Here is a 21,346-nt window from a genome sequence, read left to right on the forward strand (position 1 = left end):
TTTGAAGGGATTTTTTTAATTTTATAATAATTAAGTTTTAATCTCGTCGTCCGCCCATTGCCATCATTACAAAATAAAGTAATTGCGCTAATGAACCAATCGCCGCTACTACATAAGTTCTTGCAGCCCATTTTAATGAATCTTTTGCGCCTTCATATTCGTTTGGCATTACCATATTGTTTCCTTTTAACCAAGCTAACGCACGGTTGGAAGCGTCGTATTCTACAGGTAAAGTAACAAATGCGAAAACTGTTGTTACCGCAAATAGGAAAATACCAATCCACAATAAAGTTGCATTTTTAGATGAAGCCATCACGATTAATCCTAACATCAAAATCCATTGATTTAAGCGAGATGCAACGTTTACCATTGGAACCATTTTCGAGCGTAAATGCAACATATTATAACCAACCGCATGTTGTACTGCGTGACCACACTCGTGCGCTGCAACTGCTGCTGCCGCTGCATTTCGTTCGTGGTAAACAACTTCCGATAAGTTTACCGTTTTATCAGCAGGATTGTAATGGTCCGTCAATTGTCCAGGAGTAGAGATAACACGAACATCGCGAATATTATTATCAGAAAGCATTTTTTCTGCAATCTCTTTTCCTGACATTCCGTTTGCTAAATGTACCTTCGAATAATACTTAAATTTACTTTGCAGTCGGTTACTAACAAACCAACTAATCAGCATAAATAACCCAATAATAATGTAATAACCTGTCATCTATTTTCTATTTTATTTTTTAATCAATTTTAATATTTATTCAAAATTCAAAAAGTATTCCAATAAGTGAATAGAGACAAAAATAGCAGAAAAGTTAGTTTTTTTGGCAGAGTTCTGTATTAAATCATATAAAAATGAACAAAAACTGACATTTTGCTCAAAAATTTTTGAATTGAAATTACAAAACTCATTACCTTTGTAAGCTATGAGTATTCGCATAATAGAAGTACAATCAAAACACGATTTGGAAGCATTTATTAAGTTTCCGATGAATTTGTATAAGGATAATCAATATTACGTTCCACCCTTTATTAATGAGGAGAAGGAAACATTAGATGTTTCTAAAAATCCCGTTTTTAAAGATGCTGAAGCGCGTTATTTTCTTGCTGAAAAAGAAGGTAAGATTGTGGGACGTGTTGCGGCAATTATCAATTGGCAAGAAGTCAATAATCAACAAAAACGTAAAATGCGTTTCGGCTGGTTTGATATGATTGATGATATCGAAGTCACGAAAGTACTTTTGGCAAAAGTCACGGAAATAGGTAAAGAAAATCAATTAGAATATATAGAGGGACCAGTTGGTTTTTCGAATTTGGAAAAGGCAGGTTTGCTAACTTTCGGATATGATAAATTGGCTACAATGGTTGGTTTATATAATTTTCCGTACTATGCGCAACACTTAGAATCATTAGGTTTTGAAACGGCTAATGAGTGGGTGGAATATGAATTGGCTGCACCAACAGAATTGCCAGAAAAGGTTATCAAATTTAATAAAATTATTCGAGAACGTTACAAATTACGAGAATTGAAGTTTACAAAAACTTCTGAAATTATTCCGTATGTCGACGAAATGTTCGATTTGTTAGATAAAACTTACAGCGAATTGGATACTTATGTGCCAATTGCGGATTACCAAATAGAATATTACAAAAAGAAATATATTCCGTTTATCAATCCAGATTTTGTGAACTGTATTGTTGATGAAGACGGAAAAATGGTTTCGTTTGCAATTACGATGCCTTCTTACTCGAAAGCGATGCAAAAAGCGAAAGGTAAAATTTTTCCTTTTGGTTGGTGGCATTTAATGAAAGCAAGTAAAAATAATGATTCTGCTCAATTTTATTTGATTGGAATTGATCCGAAATTTCAAGGAAAGGGAGTTACAGCATTGATTTTTAATGCAATGTTTGATACGTTTAGAAACAACGGGATCAAATTTTTGGAAACAAACCCTGAATTAGCGGACAACGAAAGTATTCAAGTTTTATGGAAAGCATATAATCCTGTAAATCACAAACGTCGCAAAACTTTCAAGAAATCAATTTAATATAAATAATAATGTTGTATATTTTGGATTAAAATTCGTCAATTCGAGTGATTTTTAGAAAGATTATTTTTAAAAATTGTATCGAGAATTAAGATATATTTTATCTTCAAAAACCTTATTCTCGATACAAAATTCTAAACGAATTTCACTCGAATTGATGGTTTTATTTATTTTGATAATCAAAATTTATAACATAGAAATTATAAATGTATAACATAATAAATATGTTTGATATTCATCAATTAGAGAAAGAATATTCAACTTTCAGACAAGAAGGTTTTGATTCGAAATGGTTAAATTTTGAAGCTTTAAATCACTATTTTTCATTAAAATCAAGTCAAAAAGAGCAAATTGGAACATCTTTTTTAGGAAATGAGATTTATAAATTAAGTTTCGGGAATGGAGAAAAACGTTTATTGATTTGGTCTCAAATGCACGGAAACGAATCTTCTGGAACGCGTGCAATGTTTGATGTGATTAATTTTTTTGAACAAAAATCTGAATTAGCTCAAACCATTTTATCTCAATTGACAATTGATTTTATTCCGATGTTAAATCCTGATGGTGCAAATGTCAATACACGTAGAAATGCGGTTGGAATTGATATTAATCGTGACTTTTTAGCAAAAGAATCAACAGAAATTCATGTTTTGTTGAATCAAGTGGAGAAAGGAAATTATCAAACGTTATTCAATTTGCATGATCAGCGTACGATTTTCAATGTTGGACAAACAGCAAAACCTGCAACGCTTTCTTTTTTGGCGCCTTCTTACAATGTTGAAGAAGATGTAAACGAAGTTCGCGAAAAAACGATGGGAATTATTCAGGCAATGAATATTGAATTGCAAAAAGTAATTCCTGGTCATGTAGGTCGTTATACATCAGAGTTCTATCCGATGTCTACTGGGGATAATTTTACAAAAATGGATTATCCGTGCGTATTATTTGAAGCGGGACATTTTCCGAATGATTATCAACGTAATACAACAAGAAAATACAATGCATTGGCTATTTTAGCAGGATTGAATGCTTTAGCTAAGCAAGATAACTTTCCGTTTGATGAATATTTAGCGATTCCTCAAAATGGACAAAAATATTTGGATGTTGTGATTCATAATGTTCAAATTCTGAATGGTGAAAAATCTTCTGTTGTTGATTTGGGAATTTATTTTGAAGATGAATACAACGAAGAAAATAATTCGGTAGAGCAAATCGCAAAAATTATTGAAATTGGTGATTTGCGAAAATTTATTGGTCATCTCGAAATTGATGCTGAAAAACAAGTTTATAAAGGAGCATCCAAAAATTATCCTTTATTGAATCAATTGGCGACTTTCGAAATTGGCTCAATTAAAGTTGAAAATGGGCAAATCATTTCATAATTATTTATACATTTAACCTATAAACTAAAAATACAATGAAAAAAATATTAGCAATTGCACTTGTTGCAATGTTGGGATTTTCTACGCAATCGTTTGCTCAAAATAAAGTGTTGAATCGTACGATTACAGCTGAAAATGGGAAGAAAATGTTGACGGGAGAATTCACTAGAAAAGCGTTGGAAGAAGATGATTTTAAGGATTGGTACCATCAAGAATATGACACATACGAAGTTGAAAAAAGTAAATTGAAAGGTTTAAAAGATTTACGCAATTATCGTTTGGAAGTTTTTGTAGGAACTTGGTGTCCAGATTCTCGTCGTGAATTGCCGCGTCTGTACAAAATTTTAGATGATATTAAATTTCCTCAAAATCGTTTGAAAGTGATTGGTGTAAATCGTCAAAAGAAAAGTTTCAACGGAGAAGAAATTAATAAAAATGTGACGCACGTTCCGACAATTATCGTATATAATAATAAAAAAGAAGAAGTTGGTAGAATTGTAGAATCTCCAGTTTCTAGCTATTTAGAAGAAGATTTGGCACAGATTGTGAATGGTACGCCACTGACTCCAAATTATGCAAATGAATAATTTAAAGAAAATAATTCTTGTCGTTGTAGCCTTTATTTTTGGTGTGATGATAACATATTTCATCATGGATAAATTCAAATCTGAAAGCTATAGCGAACAATCTCATGTGATTGCGTATCAAATCGAACGAATGAATAAAATGATTGTTGCTGAACAAACATATTCAGATTTATACAATCACACGTCAAAAAAATCATTACCAGGTTTAACACATATTTTTTCTGCGGATAAAAAGGTGACACTTTTGGTGAAAGCCAAAGCGCAAGCAACGTATGATTTGAAAAAAATGGATATTGAATTGGATTCGGTGAATAAAAAAATTATCATCAAATCTATTCCTCCAGTTGAAATCCAAGTGTATCCAGATGTTAGTTTTTATGACATGGATCAAAGTGTTTTCAATAAATTTACTAAAGATGATTTGAACGGAATTAAGAAACGTGCAGTAGAGCATGTAGAAAAAACGGTTGATCAAACCAAACTAAAACAAGAAGCACATCAACAATTAATTCAAAATCTTGGCGATTTGTATTTCCTTGCAAAAACCTATGGTTGGAAGATAGAAGATAAAACGAGTTATGCCAACGAATTGAATAAATTATACAATTAATAAATAATTAAAAACCTGTTCCGATAGAATAGGTTTTTTTTCGCTGAATAAAGAAATGAAGTGTTTCTTTTTTTAGAATTAAAATTGAAAATAGTATTTTCGCTTAATATTAAAAATAAAAATGAATTGGCGTAGATTTTTACTTCCATTTTCTGGTTTATATTGGATTGGAACTTCGGTTCGAAATCTGTTTTACAATATAGGAATGATGCGTTCTTCATCCTTCAAAATTCCAATTGTTAATGTTGGAAACCTGTCCGTTGGTGGAACGGGAAAGTCACCTCATATTATGTATTTAATTGATTTGTTGAAAGACGAAAAATTAATTGCAACATTGAGTAGAGGATATGGACGAAAAACAAAAGGTTTTTTGATTGCAAATTATTCATCCAAAGTTTATGATATAGGAGACGAACCAATGCAGTTTTTTCAACGTTTCAAGAATAGAATATTGATTGCTGTTTGCGAAGACAGAGCTTTTGGTGCACAAAAATTAATTGACCATTATAATGCAGAAGCAATTTTGTTGGATGATGCATATCAACATCGAGGAATAAAAGCTGGTTTCAATATTTTGTTGACCGATTACAATAATCCATATTACAAAGATTTTTTATTGCCAGCAGGTGATTTGAGAGAGAGTAGAAGTGGAGTTCGTCGTGCAGATATTATTATTGTAACGAAATGTCCAGACAGAATTTCGGAAGAAAAACACAAAGAAATTTCGAAAAAGATTAACTTAAAATCTCATCAGCAATTATTTTTTTCGAAAATTGTTTATGATAACAAATTGATTGGGAAATTGGATAATGTTGAGAAATCGACTTGGAAAAATCTGAATGTTATTTTAGTTACAGGAATTGCTAAAACAGATGGTTTGGTAAAATTTGCGGAAGAAAACTTTGCAAATGTCTTGCATTTAGAATATCCAGATCATCATAATTTTAGTCAATCAGAAATTGAGTATATTTACAAACGATACGAAGATACGGAAGGTAGAAAGCGTTTTGATAAAATTATCATGACAACAGAGAAAGATTATATGCGTTTGATGGAAGAATCCATGATAAAGGACGATTTATACTACATTCCGATTAGTATCGATATTAACGATAAAGAAAAATTTAATCAAACTATTTTAGAGTATGTTGGACAGAATTAATGAGGCTGTAAAGTACATCAATAATTTATTGCCAGATCAACCAGAATTTGTAATTGTGTTAGGGTCTGGATTAGGAAAATTAGAAGATGAAGTAGAAAATAAAGTTGTTATTAGCTACAAAGATATACCAAACTTTCCTCAAGTAACAGTAGAAGGGCACAAAGGTCATTTAGTATACGGAACTATTTTAGGTAAAAAAGTTTTGATGATGGCTGGTCGTTTCCATTATTATGAAGGATATTCGATGGAAGAAGTAACGTTCCCAATGCGTGTATTTAACGGATTAGGAATTAAGAAAGTTGTTTTATCGAATGCTTCTGGAGGTGTTAATCCAAATTTCCAAGTTGGAGATATTTTATTGGTAAAAGATCATATTAATATGATGCCAGAACATCCTTTACGCGGAAAAAATATTGACGAATTAGGACCTCGTTTTGTGGATATGTCTAAAGCATATGACAGAGAAATGTTGAATGAAGCTGCAGAATTTGCAAAAGCAAATGATATCCTGGTTCATCAAGGAGTTTATGTAGGATTACAAGGACCAACTTTCGAAACGCCATCTGAATACGGATTGGTTCGTTTTATTGGAGGAGATTGTGTTGGTATGAGTACAGTTCCTGAAGTTATTGTTGCTCGTCACATGGATATGCGCGTTTTTTGTTTATCTATTATTACAGATTTAGGTGGACCAGAAATTTCATTCGATGTTTCGCACGAAGATGTATTAAATGCAGCGAATACAGCAATGCCAAATGTAATTCGCGTGGTAAAAAGCGTAATCGAGAATTGTTAATTTTTGATATTACTTAGATAAATTAATAAGCCAACTGAAAAGTTGGTTTTTTTTTTATTTTAAAGTATTTATAAAAGCTACTATTTATTGAAAATCAAAATTTTATAAATATTGTTGAAAAAGAGTAGTAATTATTTTGTAACGGTTCTTATTGCTTAGTATTTCAATCTATTTCCGATAACTCTAATGCTAATATACAAAAATTAGGATATGATTTAAGTTATAATAATGTTTTTAAAAATCTAAAATATTAGTTTTTTTTACTTAAAAAATATTACAATTTATAATTAGCTCGTTTATAACGTTGTTTGCCGTTCCTCGTTTTACCATATTTTATTAATTTATTAGAACATACTTTTGTTTGATAAACAATGGTAAAAGTTGATTTTGTCATATCTTATTAAAGATAAATTATATTGAAGATTTTATATAGTTTCTCTAAATGGAATTTCTAGTTGAGTTCCGAATTTTTTTTGATTATTGGATAAATTAGAGATAGCAACACCTAATAGTCGAACTGGTTTTTCTAAGGAGTAACCTTCACTTAATAAATCATAACAAATAAGATCAAAAAGTTCTCTATTTTTAACTGGAAATGATGCTGATTTACTTTTTGTAGTAACCGAAAAATCATTGTGTTTTATTTTTACAGTAATTGTTCTTCCATAAATTGATGTTTTTAAAGAAAAGTTCCAAACATCTTCTATTAGTGGAAATAAAGCAATTTGCATTTCTTCTAATGTTTCTAAATCTTTGCTAAAAGTTGTTTCTGAACCAGATGATTTTCGCAATCGAGTAGGGTTGACCTCTCTAAAATCTAATCCTCTAACAATATTGTAATAGTATTTACCTGATTTCCCGAATTCCCGTAACAGTTTTTCTAATTCTAGGTTTTTCAAGTCCAAACCTGTATGAATGCCCATCATTTGCATACGTTCGGCAGTTACTTTTCCAATTCCATGAAATTTTTTGATTGGTAATTGATCAATAAAATTTTCAGACATTTTAGGCGTAATCACATAAAGTCCATCAGGTTTGTTATAATCCGAAGCAATTTTAGCTAAAAATTTATTGAAAGAAACACCTGCAGAAGCAGTCAAATCTGTTCGTTCCTTTATTTTTTGTTTGATTTCGTTTGCAATATCTGTGGCGATTTCGATGTCTTTATGGTTAATTGTTACATCCAAAAAAGCTTCATCCAAAGATAAAGGTTCAACCAAATCAGTATATTCAAGAAATATTTCACGAATTTGATTCGAAACTTCTTTATAAACTTGAAATCGAGGTTTTACAAATATCAAATGTGGACATTTGCGTTTTGCAACAACAGAAGACATTGCAGAGCCGACGCCATATTTTCTAGCTTCGTAACTAGCGGTAGCAATCACACCACGTTCTTCATTTCCGCCAACAGCAATGCATTTCCCTCTTAATTCGGGGAAATCTCGTTGTTCAACAGAAGCATAAAAAGCGTCCATATCGATGTGAATAATCTTACGCTGCATCTTGCAAAATTACTCGCTTTATTTTAAATGATACTCTTGAATAAAGTTTTTTAAGTTTTTCTTATCGGCAACAATTGTCAAATAATCGCCCAATTCAATTGGTACATTTCGATCAGGATTGTGAATCATTTTTCCATCGCGCTCTATCGAAACCACAATTCCTTTTGCCGTATCTTTTACCCAGCCAATCGATTTATGCTCCAAAACACAAAAATCATTCGGAATAACTACTTTATCCAACGTAAAATTATCTGTATTTTTAAGATCATTATTTTCTGGAGGAGTTTCACCAATAATTTGCAAATACTTCTCAAATCGTTGAATATGTTCATCCGTTCCAATAATTCCAATTTTATCGAAAGGATATAAAACTGATTCAGAATTTGGAGTCTGAATAATTCGATCGCCACGTTTGATATAGGCAATATTGATCTGAAATTTTGTTCGCCAATCCAATTCACCCAAAAAAACACCAATAAAATTGGCATTTTGCGGAACAATCATATCCGAAATATGCGTGTTATCCCAAGTATATTGAAATTTATCTTGTTTCTTTTTCTCTTCAATTTTTTTAGTCAAAATTTCACGTTCATTTAAGTTATAAATGAATTTTGTTTGAATATAATTGTAAAATTGATTGAAATATTTTGAAAGAAAATACATTGTAATCAATAATCCAATAACTAATACAATTGAGGCAATTGTGCTTGAAAAAAATTGATTATAAATAAAAATTACAGCAACTACAACTAAAGTTAAACGGATAGAAATAATCGCGATAATTGGTGCACGATTATAATTAGATTCATCCCAAAACTCTCCAATAATTTCTCTTTTTGGTCGATTTCCAATAATTGCCCAAATAAATGGAATACACAATACAAATGTCAATGTAAGGCTAACCAAACTTGCGCCAAAATAGGTAAACCAATCGGTTAATAAGAATAAAACGTAGCTTTTGATAATCAATGTGATTGCGATAATGATTATTCCATTGATAAAAATTGTAGAAACTGTTTGTTTGATGATTTTATTCCATTTATTTTCGTTTTGAATGTGTTGTGTATCAGATGAATAATTTTCAACACCTTGAATAAATTTTTGTGGAAGAACTTTTTCCAATAAAGTATAAACTTTGTCAGATGATTTTATTAAATAAGGTGTAGTAAATGTTGTAATTGCCGAAACACCGACTGCAACAGGAAATAAGAAGTCGCTTGTTACGCCAAGAGAAAGTCCCAAACCAGCAACGATGAAAGCAAATTCACCAATTTGTGCCATACTCATTCCTACTTGTACGGACTGTTTTAGCGGTTGTCCTGAAATTATAGCACCTAAAGTGGTAAAAATTAACTTTCCAAAAATCGTCAGCAATGTTACAATTAAAATTGCCCATTTGTGTTCGTACATTGAAACAGGATCAATCATCATTCCAATAGAAATAAAGAAGATTGTAGCAAATAAATTTTTTACAGATTGAAAATTATGTTCGATTTTTTCTGCATAAACAGTTTCAGCTAGAATAGACCCCATTACAAATGCACCTAATTCTATAGAAAACCCAGCACTATCCGCGATATAAACCATTCCAAGACATAACCCAATTGAGATAATTAGTAAAGTTTCATCATCTAAATAGTTCTTAATTGAACGTAAAAAAGTTGGAATAATAAAAATTCCTCCAATAAACCAAACCGCTAAAAAGAAACCTAATTTAACGAAAGAATTAATCATTTCTGCTCCGTTAAAATGCTGGCTAACCGCCATAGTAGAAAGCATAACCATTAATAAAATGACCACAATATCTTCTACAATTAAAATTCCGAAAACGACATTCGCGAATTTCTTTCGTTTCAATCCTAATTCATCAAATGCTCTAATAATAATGGTTGTAGAGGAACTTGCTAATAAACCGCCGAGGAAAATACTATCCATTGTCGACCAATTCATAAATCGACCAACAAAATAACCAACGGTTACAATACAAATGATTTCGACAATCGCAGTGATGGAGGCAGAACCACCAACATTGAGTAATTTTTTGAAACTAAATTCGAGACCAAGACTAAAAAGCAAAAATATAACACCAATCTTCGCCCAAATCTCCACATTATGTTCTTCTGCAACGGACGGAATATATTCGAAATGCGGTCCAACCAAAAAACCAGCAATAATATAACCTAAAACAAGAGGTTGGTTGATGCGTTTGAAAATAAGCGTCGTCACAGCGCCTACACATAGAATTAATCCAAGATCGGTAATGAGTTTTGGCAAGTGTTCTTCCATAAATTGCGTTTAATCTCCACTAATTTAAGAATTTTTTAAAAGATAATTAATTGTTCAACTATTGATTAACTTTATATCATTATCAATTTTGTTTGAGAATAAAAAAAAACTCACTAATTCTAATGAACTAATGAGTTTGTATTTTATTATCGAAACGATATTTTACAAAGTAATTTTTGCTAAATAAGAATCTCCTTCGGTTTTTATTTTTGTACATTTTAGTTGATGATATTCGCACGCATTTTTTAGTGTATCAAAATCCAAATACAACCATTGAATAGGTTCTTCTTGTTCGCCTTTATAATGAACCGTAAAATCTAATTCACCGTAGTAATTTCCATTACTTGGAATCCATTTTCCACCATCTTCGTCTTCATCAAACATATAAATAATGTCGGTTCCATCAATCAAAACTTGACCATTTTCGGTTAATAAATTTTTGATTTTATCCAAGAAAACATTAATTAAAACTAAATTCTGAAAAATCCCAGTTCCGTTCATCAAAAATAGAATCGTATCAAATTTCTCAGCTTCATTGATTTCAAGGAAATTCTGAACTTTTGCATTGTTGATTCCTCTCAATAAACAAGCTTCAATCGCTTTCGGAGAAATATCAATTGCTAAAACATCCAACCCTTTTTCTTGCAAATAAAGTGAATGAGAACCCGCTCCACAACCAACATCTAAGATTTTTCCTTTTGATAAATCCAATGCTTTTTGCTCCAAAATTGGCATGTCATCATAATCTCTAAAAAGATAATCAATTGGCATCACATCCAACTCAGAAATTGATGTTTCGGTATAGAGATCTTCGGGCGAATGATTGGTTTGATAATCTAAAATTGCCTGTCCGAAAAGGTCTTTCATGTTATTTTTATTTTTATGTTCTGATTAATACAGAAACTTTTATTTATTATTTTTTGCTAAAATTGCCTCAACAATTTGCTGTGCATGTACGCGCGAATTTTCAATAAACCAAATATTTGTCAACATACCACCACAAACAACGCCTGCCAAATATAAACCATCCACATTTGTTTCCATTGTTTCGGGATTATAAGTTGGCGTTTTCAATTCATCATCACTGAAAGTTATTCCACAGTTCTCCAAAAAATTGAAATTTGGATGATAACCAGTTAAAGCTAAAACGGTATCATTTTCAATTGAAATATCACCTTCTGGTGTTTTGATATGAACTTGATTTTCGTCAATAGAAGTAATATTCGAGTTGAAATAAGCTTTGATACTTCCTTCTGCAATTCGATTTTCGATATCAGGACGAACCCAATATTTTAGTCGATGCGTAAAACCTTCGCCACGAATCACCATTGTTACATTGGCACCTTTTCGATAACATTCTAAAGCTGCATCAACAGAAGAATTATTCGCTCCAACAACCACTACGTTCTGAAAAGAATAAGGGTGAGCTTCCTTGTAATAATGATGAACTTTTGGCAAATTTTCACCTTCAATATTCATTAAGTTTGGAATGTCATAAAAACCAGTTGCAAGGACTATATTGTTAGTTGAATAGTTATTTTTTGATGTTTTAACTTCGAAATGATTTGTTTCAACTTTATTAATCGTTTCAACTTCTTCGTATAGATTTAGATTGAATTTGAAATATTTATGAATGTTTCGATAATATTCTAACGCCTCTTGTCGACCAGGTTTTGTCTCAATACAATTGAACGGAATTTCTCCAATTTCTAATCGTTCGGCAGTCGAAAAAAATGTCATATACAAAGGATAGTTGTACAAACTATTTGTTAAAGCACCTTTTTCAATAATTAAATAAGAAAGATTGTTTCTTTTCGCTTCTATTGCACAAGCCAAACCAATTGGCCCAGCACCTACAATTATCAAATCATATTGTTCTTTCATCAAGCAAATTTACGGATAATCAGTTCGGTAATCTTTATGATTTTCTTCAATTTTTTTAAAAATAATGTTTAACTATTTGGATTAACGAAATATATTAATAATTTTGTTTGACAATTTTGTCAAAATAAAAAAGCCGCACAGATATGAAAGACGATACAGAAGAATTGATCAAAGAAACAGCGAAAAGAATGTTTTTTGGTGAAGGTAGATTTCATGCAACAACGCATGAAATAGCTGATGAAGCGAAAGTGAATAGAACGTTGATTAATTATTATTTCAGATCGCGAAACAATTTAATTAGTATTATTTACGAAGAAGCTACGCGAGTAAGTAATGAAAAATCGCGTGCTATTTTTGATAGAAATCGTGATATCAAAGAAATGATTGGCGAATTTATAGAGGATTCTATTGCAACATCAATCAAGTATCCATATTTGGAAACTTACATCGTTACCGAAATGAATAAAAATAATACAATGTGTTCTAAGTTAATGAAAGATGATTTAGATGTAGTTGTAAATGTTTTTTACGAAAGATTAGAGGAAGAAATGGAAAAAGGAACGATTAAAAAGATGGAGCCACTTCAGTTTTTGTTAAACATGATTTCATTGGTTAATTATCCATTTACAATTCGTCCGCTACTTCAATTGGATTTGAAATTGAGCGACGAAGATTTCAAACGTATTCTTTCTGATCGAAAAGAAATTATTCTCAATACACTTTTTAATAATTAATATATCAATGAAAAGGTTAAAACAATTACTTTCTATAGCGATTGTAGCGTTGATGAGTTCTGCTAATGCCCAAGAAATTATTGCACTTAAAGATGCAGTAAATTTTGCATTAGAAAATAAAGCTGATGCTAAACGTGCGAATTTGGCTATCAAAAAAGCAGAATATAAAATTGATGAAGCTAGAGCAGGAGCTTTGCCACAGGTTAGTGCAAATGCAGGATTACAGTATAATCCAATTGTGCAAGAAACTGCACTGACAATGGGAGGGCAAACAACTATCATTAAAATGGGACAACCATGGAATTCGAGTTTGGGAGTTACGGTTAATCAAAATATTTTTGATCAGCGTGTTTTTACAGGACTTAAAGCAGCAAAATCTACACGTGAATTTTACCAAATTAATGCGGATTTAACAGATGAACAAATTATAGAGCGAGTAGCGAATGCGTATTATCAAGTTTTTATTCAAGAAGAGAAATTAAAAACAATTGATAAAAGTTACGAAAACACGAATAAAGTTCGCAATGTTATCAAAAGTTTAGTGGATAATGGATTGGCAAAGCCTATTGATTTAGACCGAATAGTTGTACAATTAAATAACATATCTTCATCTCGCCAACAATTGGTAAATGCAGTAGAAATTAACAAGAATGCATTGAAATTTTATATGGGTTATACAATTGAGAAACCAATTAATTTAGCAGTAGAAACTATTGCGCCAAATTTAGTTTTGTTGGAAGATCAAATAGATGTTGAAAATAGAACAGAATTTAAAGTTTTATCAAAACAAAAAGAATTGTTAGATTTTGCTAAAGAAGCCGAGCGTGCGAATTTATATCCAACAGTTGGTTTAGCTGGAAATTATGGATTGCAAGGTTTTGGCGAAAAATTTATTACGTCGAAAAGTTACATCTGGTCAGATTTGGCTTCGATAGGTTTGAGTGTTAAAGTTCCGATTTTTTCAGGAGGAGCTACAAAAGCAAAAATTAATCAAGCTGAAATTGATTTGTTGGACATCGAAGAGCAAATGAATGATACAAAACTTGGGTTGAGTTTAGAATATCATAATGCGAAAGCGCAAATAGAAAATGCGTTAAAAAGTGTCGATATTCAAGAAGAAAACGTGAGTTTGGCGGAGAAAGTTTTAGCAAATACACAAAATAATTATCAACAAGGCTTAGCTAATTTGACAGAAATTTTAGACGCAGAAAATGCGTTGACAGACGCTCGAAATAATTACTCAAATGCTTTATTAGAATATAAAATTGCAGAAATAGCATTAATCAAAGCAAAAGGAGACTTAAAAACATTAATTCAATAATAGAACCGATTTATGAAATCAGTAAAAACTTTACTTTATATATTAATTGCTGCTGGCTTGATTGGTGGAGCAGTTTACATAATCAAAAATAACAAAGCGAAGCAAGAAAAGGAAGTTGCGATTGTAAATGCTAATAACGATGAGGTTGTGGTAAATACAATTAAAGCAAAATACGAAAGCTTAAATACAGATTATACGTCAAACGGTACATTTGCGCCATTTCAGGAAATGAGTTTTCCTTCAGAAATTTCAGGAAGAATTGTTCGTGTATTGGTAGATGAAGGTAGTTATGTTTCTGTTGGTCAAACATTGGCAACAATCAAAAAAGATGCAATTGAGGTTGATGTAACTCAAGCACAAAATAATCTTCAAAATGCGATTATAGATAATCAACGTTACGAAAATGCGTACAAAACTGGAGGAGTAACAAAGCAACAATTGGATAATTCGCGTTTGCAATTAAAAAATGCAAGAGCAGCGGTTTCTGCACAAAATTTACGTGTTCGTGATACCAATGTAAAAGCAACTATTTCTGGTGTGATTAACAAGCGTTACATAGAGCCAGGATCTGTAGTAGCACCGGGTTCGCAAATGTTTGATATTGTTAATGTGTCAAAACTAAAATTACAAGTTACAGTAACAGAAGCTGAAGTTGTGAATTTGAAAGTGGGACAAACAATCAAAGTATTGGCGAGTGTTTTTCCTGATCAAGAATTTGCAGGAAAAATTTCTTTTATTGCGCCTAAAGCAGATGCTTCATTAAACTTTCCAGTAGAAATTCAAGTTTCGAATAATTCTGGTTTAAAAGCTGGTATGTACGGAACGGCAGTTTTCTCGACAAAAGATGATGTAAATGCAGGGAAAAATGTATTGGTTGTTCCAGCGAATGCTTTTGTTAACGGAATTAGTTCTGGACAAGTTTTCGTGGTTGAAAATAATACAGCGAAATTAACGAAAGTTGTGATTGGGAAAACGGTTGGAACTGAAGTTGAAATTATTAGTGGAATTAAAGATGGAGCTGAAATCGTGACAAGTGGTCAGATTAATCTGAAAGATGGAACGAAAGTGAAAGTTGTAAAATAAGAGTAGTTTTTCCATGAAAATAGCAGAAATATCAATTAAACGTCCCACAATGATTATCGTGTTATTCACGATTTTAACATTAGGAGGATTGTTTAGTTATACGCAAATGGGATACGAATTAATCCCAAAATTTGAAACGAATGTTGTTACGATTTCAACGGTTTATCCTGGAGCTTCTCCAAACGAAGTTGAAAATTCTGTAACCAAAAAGATAGAGGATGCGGTTGCAGCCTTAGAAAATGTAAAGAAAGTAGAATCGAAATCTTATGAAAGTTTATCAGTTGTAATGGTGACGTTGAATTCTGATGCAAATGCAGATTTAGCGTTGAATGATGCGCAACGTAAGATTAATGCCATTGAGAAAGATTTACCTGATGATGTAGATCCGCCTTCTTTGACGAAATTCTCGTTAAGTGATTTACCAATTATTACAGCTGGTGTAACGTCTGATAAGTTGACAGAAAAAGATTTGTATGATTTGTTAGATAAAAAAATAGAACCAGTTTTATCGCGTGTGACAGGTGTTGCGCAAGTAAATTTGATTGGAGGACAAGAACGTGAAATTCAGGTAAGTTTAGATCCTGTGAAATTGAAAGGTTATGGATTATCTGTGCCTCAAGTTCAGCAAGCAATCTTAACTTCGAATTTAGATTTCCCAACAGGAAGTGTAAAAACACGTGAAAACTCTACAATTATTCGTCTTTCTGGAAAATATAAATCAGTTGATGAATTAAATAATTTGGTAATTTCTTCGAATAATGGAATTCAAGTTCGTTTATCGGAAGTTGCTTTTGTGCAAGATTCTCAAAAAGAAGTAGAAAAAATTGCACGTGTTAATCAGAGTTCAGCGATTATTGTTCAGGTTGTAAAACAATCAGATGCAAATGCGGTTGCAGTTTCTGAATTGATGAAAGAAACCATCAAAAAAGTTGAAACAGATTATAAGAAAGAAGGACTTAAAATTCAGATTGTAAATGATACGTCTGATTTTACATTGGCTGCGGCAGATCACGTTATTTTCGATTTAGTTTTAGCAGTTGTTTTAGTTGCAATTGTAATGCTTTTATTTTTACATAGTATTCGTAATGCTTTTATTGTAATGGTTTCTATTCCAGCATCGTTAATTGCGACTTTTATCGGAATGTACTTAATGGGGTATACCTTAAACTTGATGTCGTTACTTGGTTTATCGCTTGTTGTAGGGATTTTAGTGGATGATGCTATCGTTGTTTTAGAGAATATTTACCGTCACATGGAGATGGGAAAATCGAAAATTAGAGCATCATACGATGGGGCAAAAGAAATTGGATTTACAGTAACAGCTATTACGTTGGTAATTGTCGTGGTATTCTTACCAATTGCAATGAGTACAGGTTTGGTGGCGAATATTATTGCACAGTTTTGTGTGACAGTCGTTATCGCAACCTTACTATCCTTATTGTCGTCATTTACAATTGTTCCTTGGTTGTCTTCTCGTTTCGGGAAATTAGAACATATCACAGGGAAAAATATTTTTGAGAAATTTATTCTTTGGTTCGAAAAACAATTAATGAAATTTACCCACTTCATTTCTGATATGTTAGAATGGTGTTTAAAATCTACCGTTCGTAGAATTGGAGTTTTTATTGGGGTATTTATCGTTTTATTTGCAGTTATTGGAGTTTTAATGGGAGGAAAATATATTGGTGGTGAATTCTTCCCTAAAACAGATAAAGGTGAATTCTTAGTTCAAATAGAGTTACCAAAAGATGCAACAATAGAGGAATCAAATTTTATGACGCAAAAAGCAGAAAAATTTTTACGTGGTAAAAAAGAAGTTGTTGATATGATTACAACTGTTGGTCAAAGTTCTGAAGGATTTGGAGCAGCACAAGCAACAGCTTATAAAGCAGAAATAGACGTTATTTTAAATGATAAATCAGAGCGTGAAGACAATTCATTTATTTATGCGGCAAAAGTAAAACGCGATTTAGAAAAAGAATTAGTTGGTGCTAAGGTTAAAACTGTTCCAGTTGGTTTAATTGGAGCGGAACAAGCGCCAATAGCGTTGGTTGTGACAGGTCCAAATTTAGAAAGCGCCATGAAATTTGCTGAATTAGCAAAACACGAATTAGAGCAAATTAAGGGTTCTTCGGAAGTGAAATTAACGACAGAAGCCGGAAATCCTGAAATTAATGTGCAAGTTGACCGTGATAAAATGGCTGCTTTAGGATTGAATTTACAAACAGTTGGTTTGACGATGCAAACTGCTTTCTCTGGAAATACAGATGGTAAATTTAGAGCGGGTGAATACGAATATGATATTAATATTCAGTACAATGATTTTAATCGTTCGAATATCGATGATGTTCGTAGTTTGATATTTATGAATGATAAAGGACAACAAATTCGTTTGGATCAATTTGCAACGGTTACACAAAGTTCTGGACCAAGTTTCTTAGAGCGTCGTGATAAAACACCTTCTGTAACTGTGCAAGCGCAATCTGTTGGTCGTACAACGGGTGATATTGTGACTGATTTCAAAAATAGTTTACAAAAAATTGATAGTAAAAAACCAACCGGTGTATCGTATGTTTGGGGTGGAGATGAAGAAAATCAATCCGAAGGTTTTGGTACATTAGGTTACGCATTATTAGCAGCAATTATTTTAGTTTATTTGGTGATGGTTGCTTTGTATGATTCGTTTATTTATCCTTTCGTGGTTTTGTTTTCTATTCCATTATCATTAATTGGAGTCTTTGTGGTTTTAGCTTTAACTAATAATTCGTTGAATATCTTCACGATTCTCGGAATGATTATGTTGATTGGTTTGGTGTGCAAAAATGCCATTTTATTAGTCGATTTTACAAACCATAGAAAAGAAGCAGGAGAAACAACACACAATGCTTTGGTACAAGCCAATCATGCACGTCTTCGTCCAATTTTGATGACAACTATCGCCATGGTTTTTGGTATGATTCCGATTGCTTTGGCAGAAGGAGCAGGAGCAGAGATGAACAACGGTTTGGCATGGGTTATTATCGGTGGATTAGTTTCCTCATTATTCCTAACCTTAATTATTGTTCCTGTGGTTTATTCATTATTCGATAGTGCAATTCGTCGATTCTCAAAAGGAGAAAAAGTAGATTATGAAGCAGAAATGGTTGCAGATTATGAAGCGCGACAAATAAAAGAAGAATGGGAAGAGTAATCTTTCGTTTTTAGATATTTAATCAAACCCGTTCAGTTTTTATTATTTTAATTGATACATAAAAAAATCCTTGTCAAAGTTCTAAACCTTGACAAGGATTTTTATTTAGTTGAAACTCGTTATTTTGTTAATGCGATGTGCTTGTTGCAGAACTCTAAAATAGACTAATTTTTCGTATTTTGTTGTATGCAAGGACGAAAAGAATTTATTCCACAACTTTTTTATGAATTAAGTTTAGATCGGTTAGTACCGTTTGATAACTTTTATCGACGCGTTAATCAAGAATTAGATTTACATTTTCTGTACAAATCCACCCAAAAATATTACGGTACTCAAGGTCAAGAAAGTATAGATCCTGTGGTGTTTTTTAAAATATTGTTAGTGGGTTATTTGAATAATATCAATAGCGACAGAGCATTGATTCGCTATTGTAGCAATTGCTTGGATGTTCGCTTGTTTTTAGGTTATGATCTGAACGAACAATTGCCTTGGCATTCAACCATAAGCCGAACGCGCGCGTTATTTGGCCAAGAAGTTTTCTTGCAATTGTTTCAGTTGGTTTTAAAACTGTGTGTGAATAAAGGCATGGTTTCAGGGAAACGTCAGGCGGTAGACTCTGCCTTTATCAAAGCAAACGCAAGTATGGATTCTCTGGTTGAAAAAGAGGTTCTAAACGATGCTTTTGCTTTTGTGAATGAGTTGGAAGAAAATTCAGAATTCAAATCATGCAGTGAGCCTAGTCGAACTGTAACATCAACTCGAAAGAAGTTGGTAGAACAACATCATAATTGGAAAAAGGAAGCGTTTAAAGGAATGCCGGGACATGTGAAAACGCTTCAAAAAAATGAAGATGGTGAAGATATTCGTCCAAAGTTTTTAAGTAATCATACCCATTATAGCCCAACAGATCCTGATGCGAAAATCTCGACCAAACCAGGTAAACCACGCCAACTGAACTATGCTGGACAATTAGCTGTTGACGATAAACATCACGTGATTACAGGTGCTTGTGCCAGTACCGCAGGTAGCAAAGACAGTACAATCTTTTCTGAAATCATGGATCAAACTTTATCAAATTTTAAACAAAACGATATACAAATAGGTGAAGTTTTAGCTGATGCTGGTTACAGTAGCGGTGCTAGTTTACAATATTGTGAAGATCATAATTTAGACGCTTGGATTCCCAACTTTGGACAATATAAACCCGAGCGAGAAGGTTTTATTTTTAATAAGAAAGAGAATCGATACGAATGTATTAAAGAAGGCGGAAATAAAGCTTTTTTACCATTTAAACGAACTTTAATTGATAGTAAAGGTTACGAAAAGAAAAGTTATAGAAGCTCTGAACATGACTGCGGTAAATGCATCTTAAGAGCCGAGTGTTGTGGAAAGGTAACCAAGTTTAAAAAGCTGGAAGAAAGTATTCATAAACCACTTTACGATAAAATGCACGAAAAACTCACCCAAAACAAAGCCTATCATCGCAGGTTAGTTAAACGTCGAAGTTCTACAGTAGAACCAGTTTTAGGAACGTTGATTAACTTCTTTAACTTAAAACGAATCAACAGCAGAGGAATGGCACAAGCCAATAAACACGTTTTGATGTCAAGTTTATCTTACAACTTGAAGAAATATCTACGCTTTACAGTCAAAAAATCAAGTGTTTTAGCCCAAGTTATTTATTTAAAACAAGGGAAGAACTACGCTTCTACAAAATCACTCCTTCACTCCTTAAAAAGAGAGTTTTTAAGCAAACCTAATTTTACATTAATATATTTTTCTAAAAATAAACCTCGCTTAAAAAGGCTTAAACGAGGTCCAATATATCGTATTTTTATTTAAAATAGGAGTTGTGCAACAGTTACCCTTGTTAGCCGTTCGGTTTTTTATTTACCATATATTTTCATTCAATTTCGTTGCTTTTATTGGCTCAGTTGCACTTTTCAACAGTTTTTTTTCAACAAGTTTTGGAAAAAATCTCATTAGGAAACCAAATTTTATCGAACTGATTAAACTTTTTATTTTGGAATTATTTTTCTGATAATAGTCGTTAATTTCTTTTTCGGTTATTATTTTAAAAATGTTTTCGTACACATTGATTTTAATGAGCGGAAAGTTCACTTCATTTTCTCCTGTCAATGTGATTTGTTTTTTCAGCTTTGAACTTAATGTTGTCATAAATGATAAAATATTATCAAATTCCAATTTTGATTTGACTTCACTCGGTTCAATGTCAAACTCAATTTGCTCAATTAAAAAAAAGTGACAATTTATTTTTACATTTTTAATGTTTATCGAAACAGTTTTACATTCTATTTCTCCAGTCTCGTCTTGTAAATATTCAAAAACTTCCTTTTTGTCAATTTTATTTTTTGAAGAATAGTTTAAATCATACTCAGAGTTTAATATATCAATTACTTTATCCCAATCACTCAACGACGTTTCTTGAATATAAATATCTCTTAATGAACCATCAGGTTTAAAAATCCAATTAATATTGTCCCAATTATAATTCATATTTCGTTTTGTTGTTCGGTTTTTAAACTGACGGCTAACGAGCCGAGTATTTGCGAAGAACGGGAGAGAAATTGAACGAAAGTTCAAGTTCGTCCGTTCAAGCAAATTGCTTAGCTGAAACTAAATTATATAAAAGTTTTCTGAAAAGCAATTTTGCGAACGGAAAAAGAAGGGATGAAAGTTTACTTTCAGCCCGTTTTTCGCAAATACTATATTGAACTAAACCTCCAGTAGC

General features: G+C 32.1%; 17 protein-coding genes. 11 read left to right on the forward strand and 6 right to left on the reverse strand.

The window, feature by feature from the left end; genetic code table 11:
• Positions 1-37 precede the first annotated feature (37 nt).
• Positions 38-727, reverse strand: coding sequence for a zinc metallopeptidase (locus tag B3792_RS10630; protein WP_286495562.1), 690 nt, complete (start codon positions 725-727; stop codon positions 38-40).
• Positions 728-932: 205 nt separating this feature from the next.
• Between B3792_RS10630 and B3792_RS10635 the strand changes: the two genes are divergently transcribed.
• The 6 genes from B3792_RS10635 to B3792_RS10660 all read left to right on the forward strand — a co-directional run bounded on the left by B3792_RS10635 (position 933) and on the right by B3792_RS10660 (position 6,591).
• Complete coding sequence (locus B3792_RS10635) at positions 933-2,054, forward strand: GNAT family N-acetyltransferase (RefSeq protein WP_286495561.1); 1,122 nt, start codon at positions 933-935, stop codon at positions 2,052-2,054.
• A gap of 206 nt (positions 2,055-2,260) precedes the next feature.
• Positions 2,261-3,436: a M14 family zinc carboxypeptidase gene (locus tag B3792_RS10640; protein ID WP_291047072.1), complete on the forward strand. Its 1,176-nt coding sequence runs from the start codon at positions 2,261-2,263 to the stop codon at positions 3,434-3,436.
• 35 nt (positions 3,437-3,471) lie between these two features.
• Positions 3,472-4,023, forward strand: a complete 552-nt coding sequence (locus B3792_RS10645; protein ID WP_291069562.1) for a TlpA family protein disulfide reductase — start codon at positions 3,472-3,474, stop codon at positions 4,021-4,023.
• Positions 4,016-4,633: a DUF4230 domain-containing protein gene (locus B3792_RS10650; protein ID WP_291069564.1), complete on the forward strand. Its 618-nt coding sequence runs from the start codon at positions 4,016-4,018 to the stop codon at positions 4,631-4,633. The genes B3792_RS10645 and B3792_RS10650 overlap by 8 nt, the downstream gene beginning before the upstream one ends.
• A gap of 121 nt (positions 4,634-4,754) precedes the next feature.
• Complete coding sequence (gene lpxK, locus B3792_RS10655; protein WP_291069566.1) at positions 4,755-5,795, forward strand: tetraacyldisaccharide 4'-kinase; 1,041 nt, start codon at positions 4,755-4,757, stop codon at positions 5,793-5,795.
• Positions 5,779-6,591 (forward strand): purine-nucleoside phosphorylase, encoded by an 813-nt coding sequence (locus tag B3792_RS10660; protein WP_115001055.1) that lies wholly within the window; start codon positions 5,779-5,781, stop codon positions 6,589-6,591. The genes lpxK and B3792_RS10660 overlap by 17 nt, the downstream gene beginning before the upstream one ends.
• 425 nt (positions 6,592-7,016) lie before the next feature.
• Here the strand turns inward: B3792_RS10660 and dinB are convergent, their stop codons facing one another.
• The 4 genes from dinB to B3792_RS10680 form a co-directional block, all read right to left on the reverse strand.
• Entirely contained in the window at positions 7,017-8,096 is a 1,080-nt protein-coding gene (dinB, locus tag B3792_RS10665) for a DNA polymerase IV (protein WP_286496366.1), read from the reverse strand.
• Between the two features lie 18 nt (positions 8,097-8,114).
• Positions 8,115-10,382: a cation:proton antiporter gene (locus B3792_RS10670; protein ID WP_291047071.1), complete on the reverse strand. Its 2,268-nt coding sequence runs from the start codon at positions 10,380-10,382 to the stop codon at positions 8,115-8,117.
• A gap of 162 nt (positions 10,383-10,544) precedes the next feature.
• Entirely contained in the window at positions 10,545-11,249 is a 705-nt protein-coding gene (locus tag B3792_RS10675) for a class I SAM-dependent methyltransferase (protein WP_125350536.1), read from the reverse strand.
• 39 nt (positions 11,250-11,288) lie between these two features.
• Positions 11,289-12,266 (reverse strand): YpdA family putative bacillithiol disulfide reductase, encoded by a 978-nt coding sequence (locus B3792_RS10680; RefSeq protein ID WP_180904757.1) that lies wholly within the window; start codon positions 12,264-12,266, stop codon positions 11,289-11,291.
• Positions 12,267-12,409: 143 nt separating this feature from the next.
• Between B3792_RS10680 and B3792_RS10685 the strand changes: the two genes are divergently transcribed.
• From B3792_RS10685 to B3792_RS10705, 5 genes are all read left to right on the forward strand, one after another.
• Positions 12,410-13,000 (forward strand): TetR/AcrR family transcriptional regulator, encoded by a 591-nt coding sequence (locus tag B3792_RS10685; RefSeq protein WP_291067717.1) that lies wholly within the window; start codon positions 12,410-12,412, stop codon positions 12,998-13,000.
• Between the two features lie 7 nt (positions 13,001-13,007).
• Positions 13,008-14,321, forward strand: coding sequence for a TolC family protein (locus tag B3792_RS10690; protein WP_291065301.1), 1,314 nt, complete (start codon positions 13,008-13,010; stop codon positions 14,319-14,321).
• Between the two features lie 12 nt (positions 14,322-14,333).
• Entirely contained in the window at positions 14,334-15,404 is a 1,071-nt protein-coding gene (locus B3792_RS10695) for an efflux RND transporter periplasmic adaptor subunit (RefSeq protein ID WP_221856169.1), read from the forward strand.
• A gap of 13 nt (positions 15,405-15,417) precedes the next feature.
• On the forward strand, positions 15,418-18,594 hold the full coding sequence (locus B3792_RS10700) for an efflux RND transporter permease subunit (RefSeq protein ID WP_219034226.1): 3,177 nt from the start codon (positions 15,418-15,420) through the stop codon (positions 18,592-18,594).
• A 186-nt stretch (positions 18,595-18,780) separates the two neighbouring features.
• The gene (locus B3792_RS10705; protein WP_291069568.1) at positions 18,781-20,436 is read left to right on the forward strand and encodes an IS1182 family transposase; all 1,656 of its coding nucleotides are present in this window, start codon (positions 18,781-18,783) and stop codon (positions 20,434-20,436) included.
• 48 nt (positions 20,437-20,484) lie between these two features.
• Here the strand turns inward: B3792_RS10705 and B3792_RS10710 are convergent, their stop codons facing one another.
• Positions 20,485-21,111 carry a hypothetical protein gene (locus B3792_RS10710; protein ID WP_221857190.1) on the reverse strand — a complete coding sequence of 209 codons (627 nt, stop codon included), beginning with the start codon at positions 21,109-21,111 and terminating at the stop codon, positions 20,485-20,487.
• Positions 21,112-21,346: the final 235 nt, after the last annotated feature.

Source organism: Empedobacter sp. UBA5924, assembly GCF_002431085.1.
Classification (GTDB): Bacteria; Bacteroidota; Bacteroidia; order Flavobacteriales; family Weeksellaceae; genus Empedobacter; species Empedobacter falsenii_B.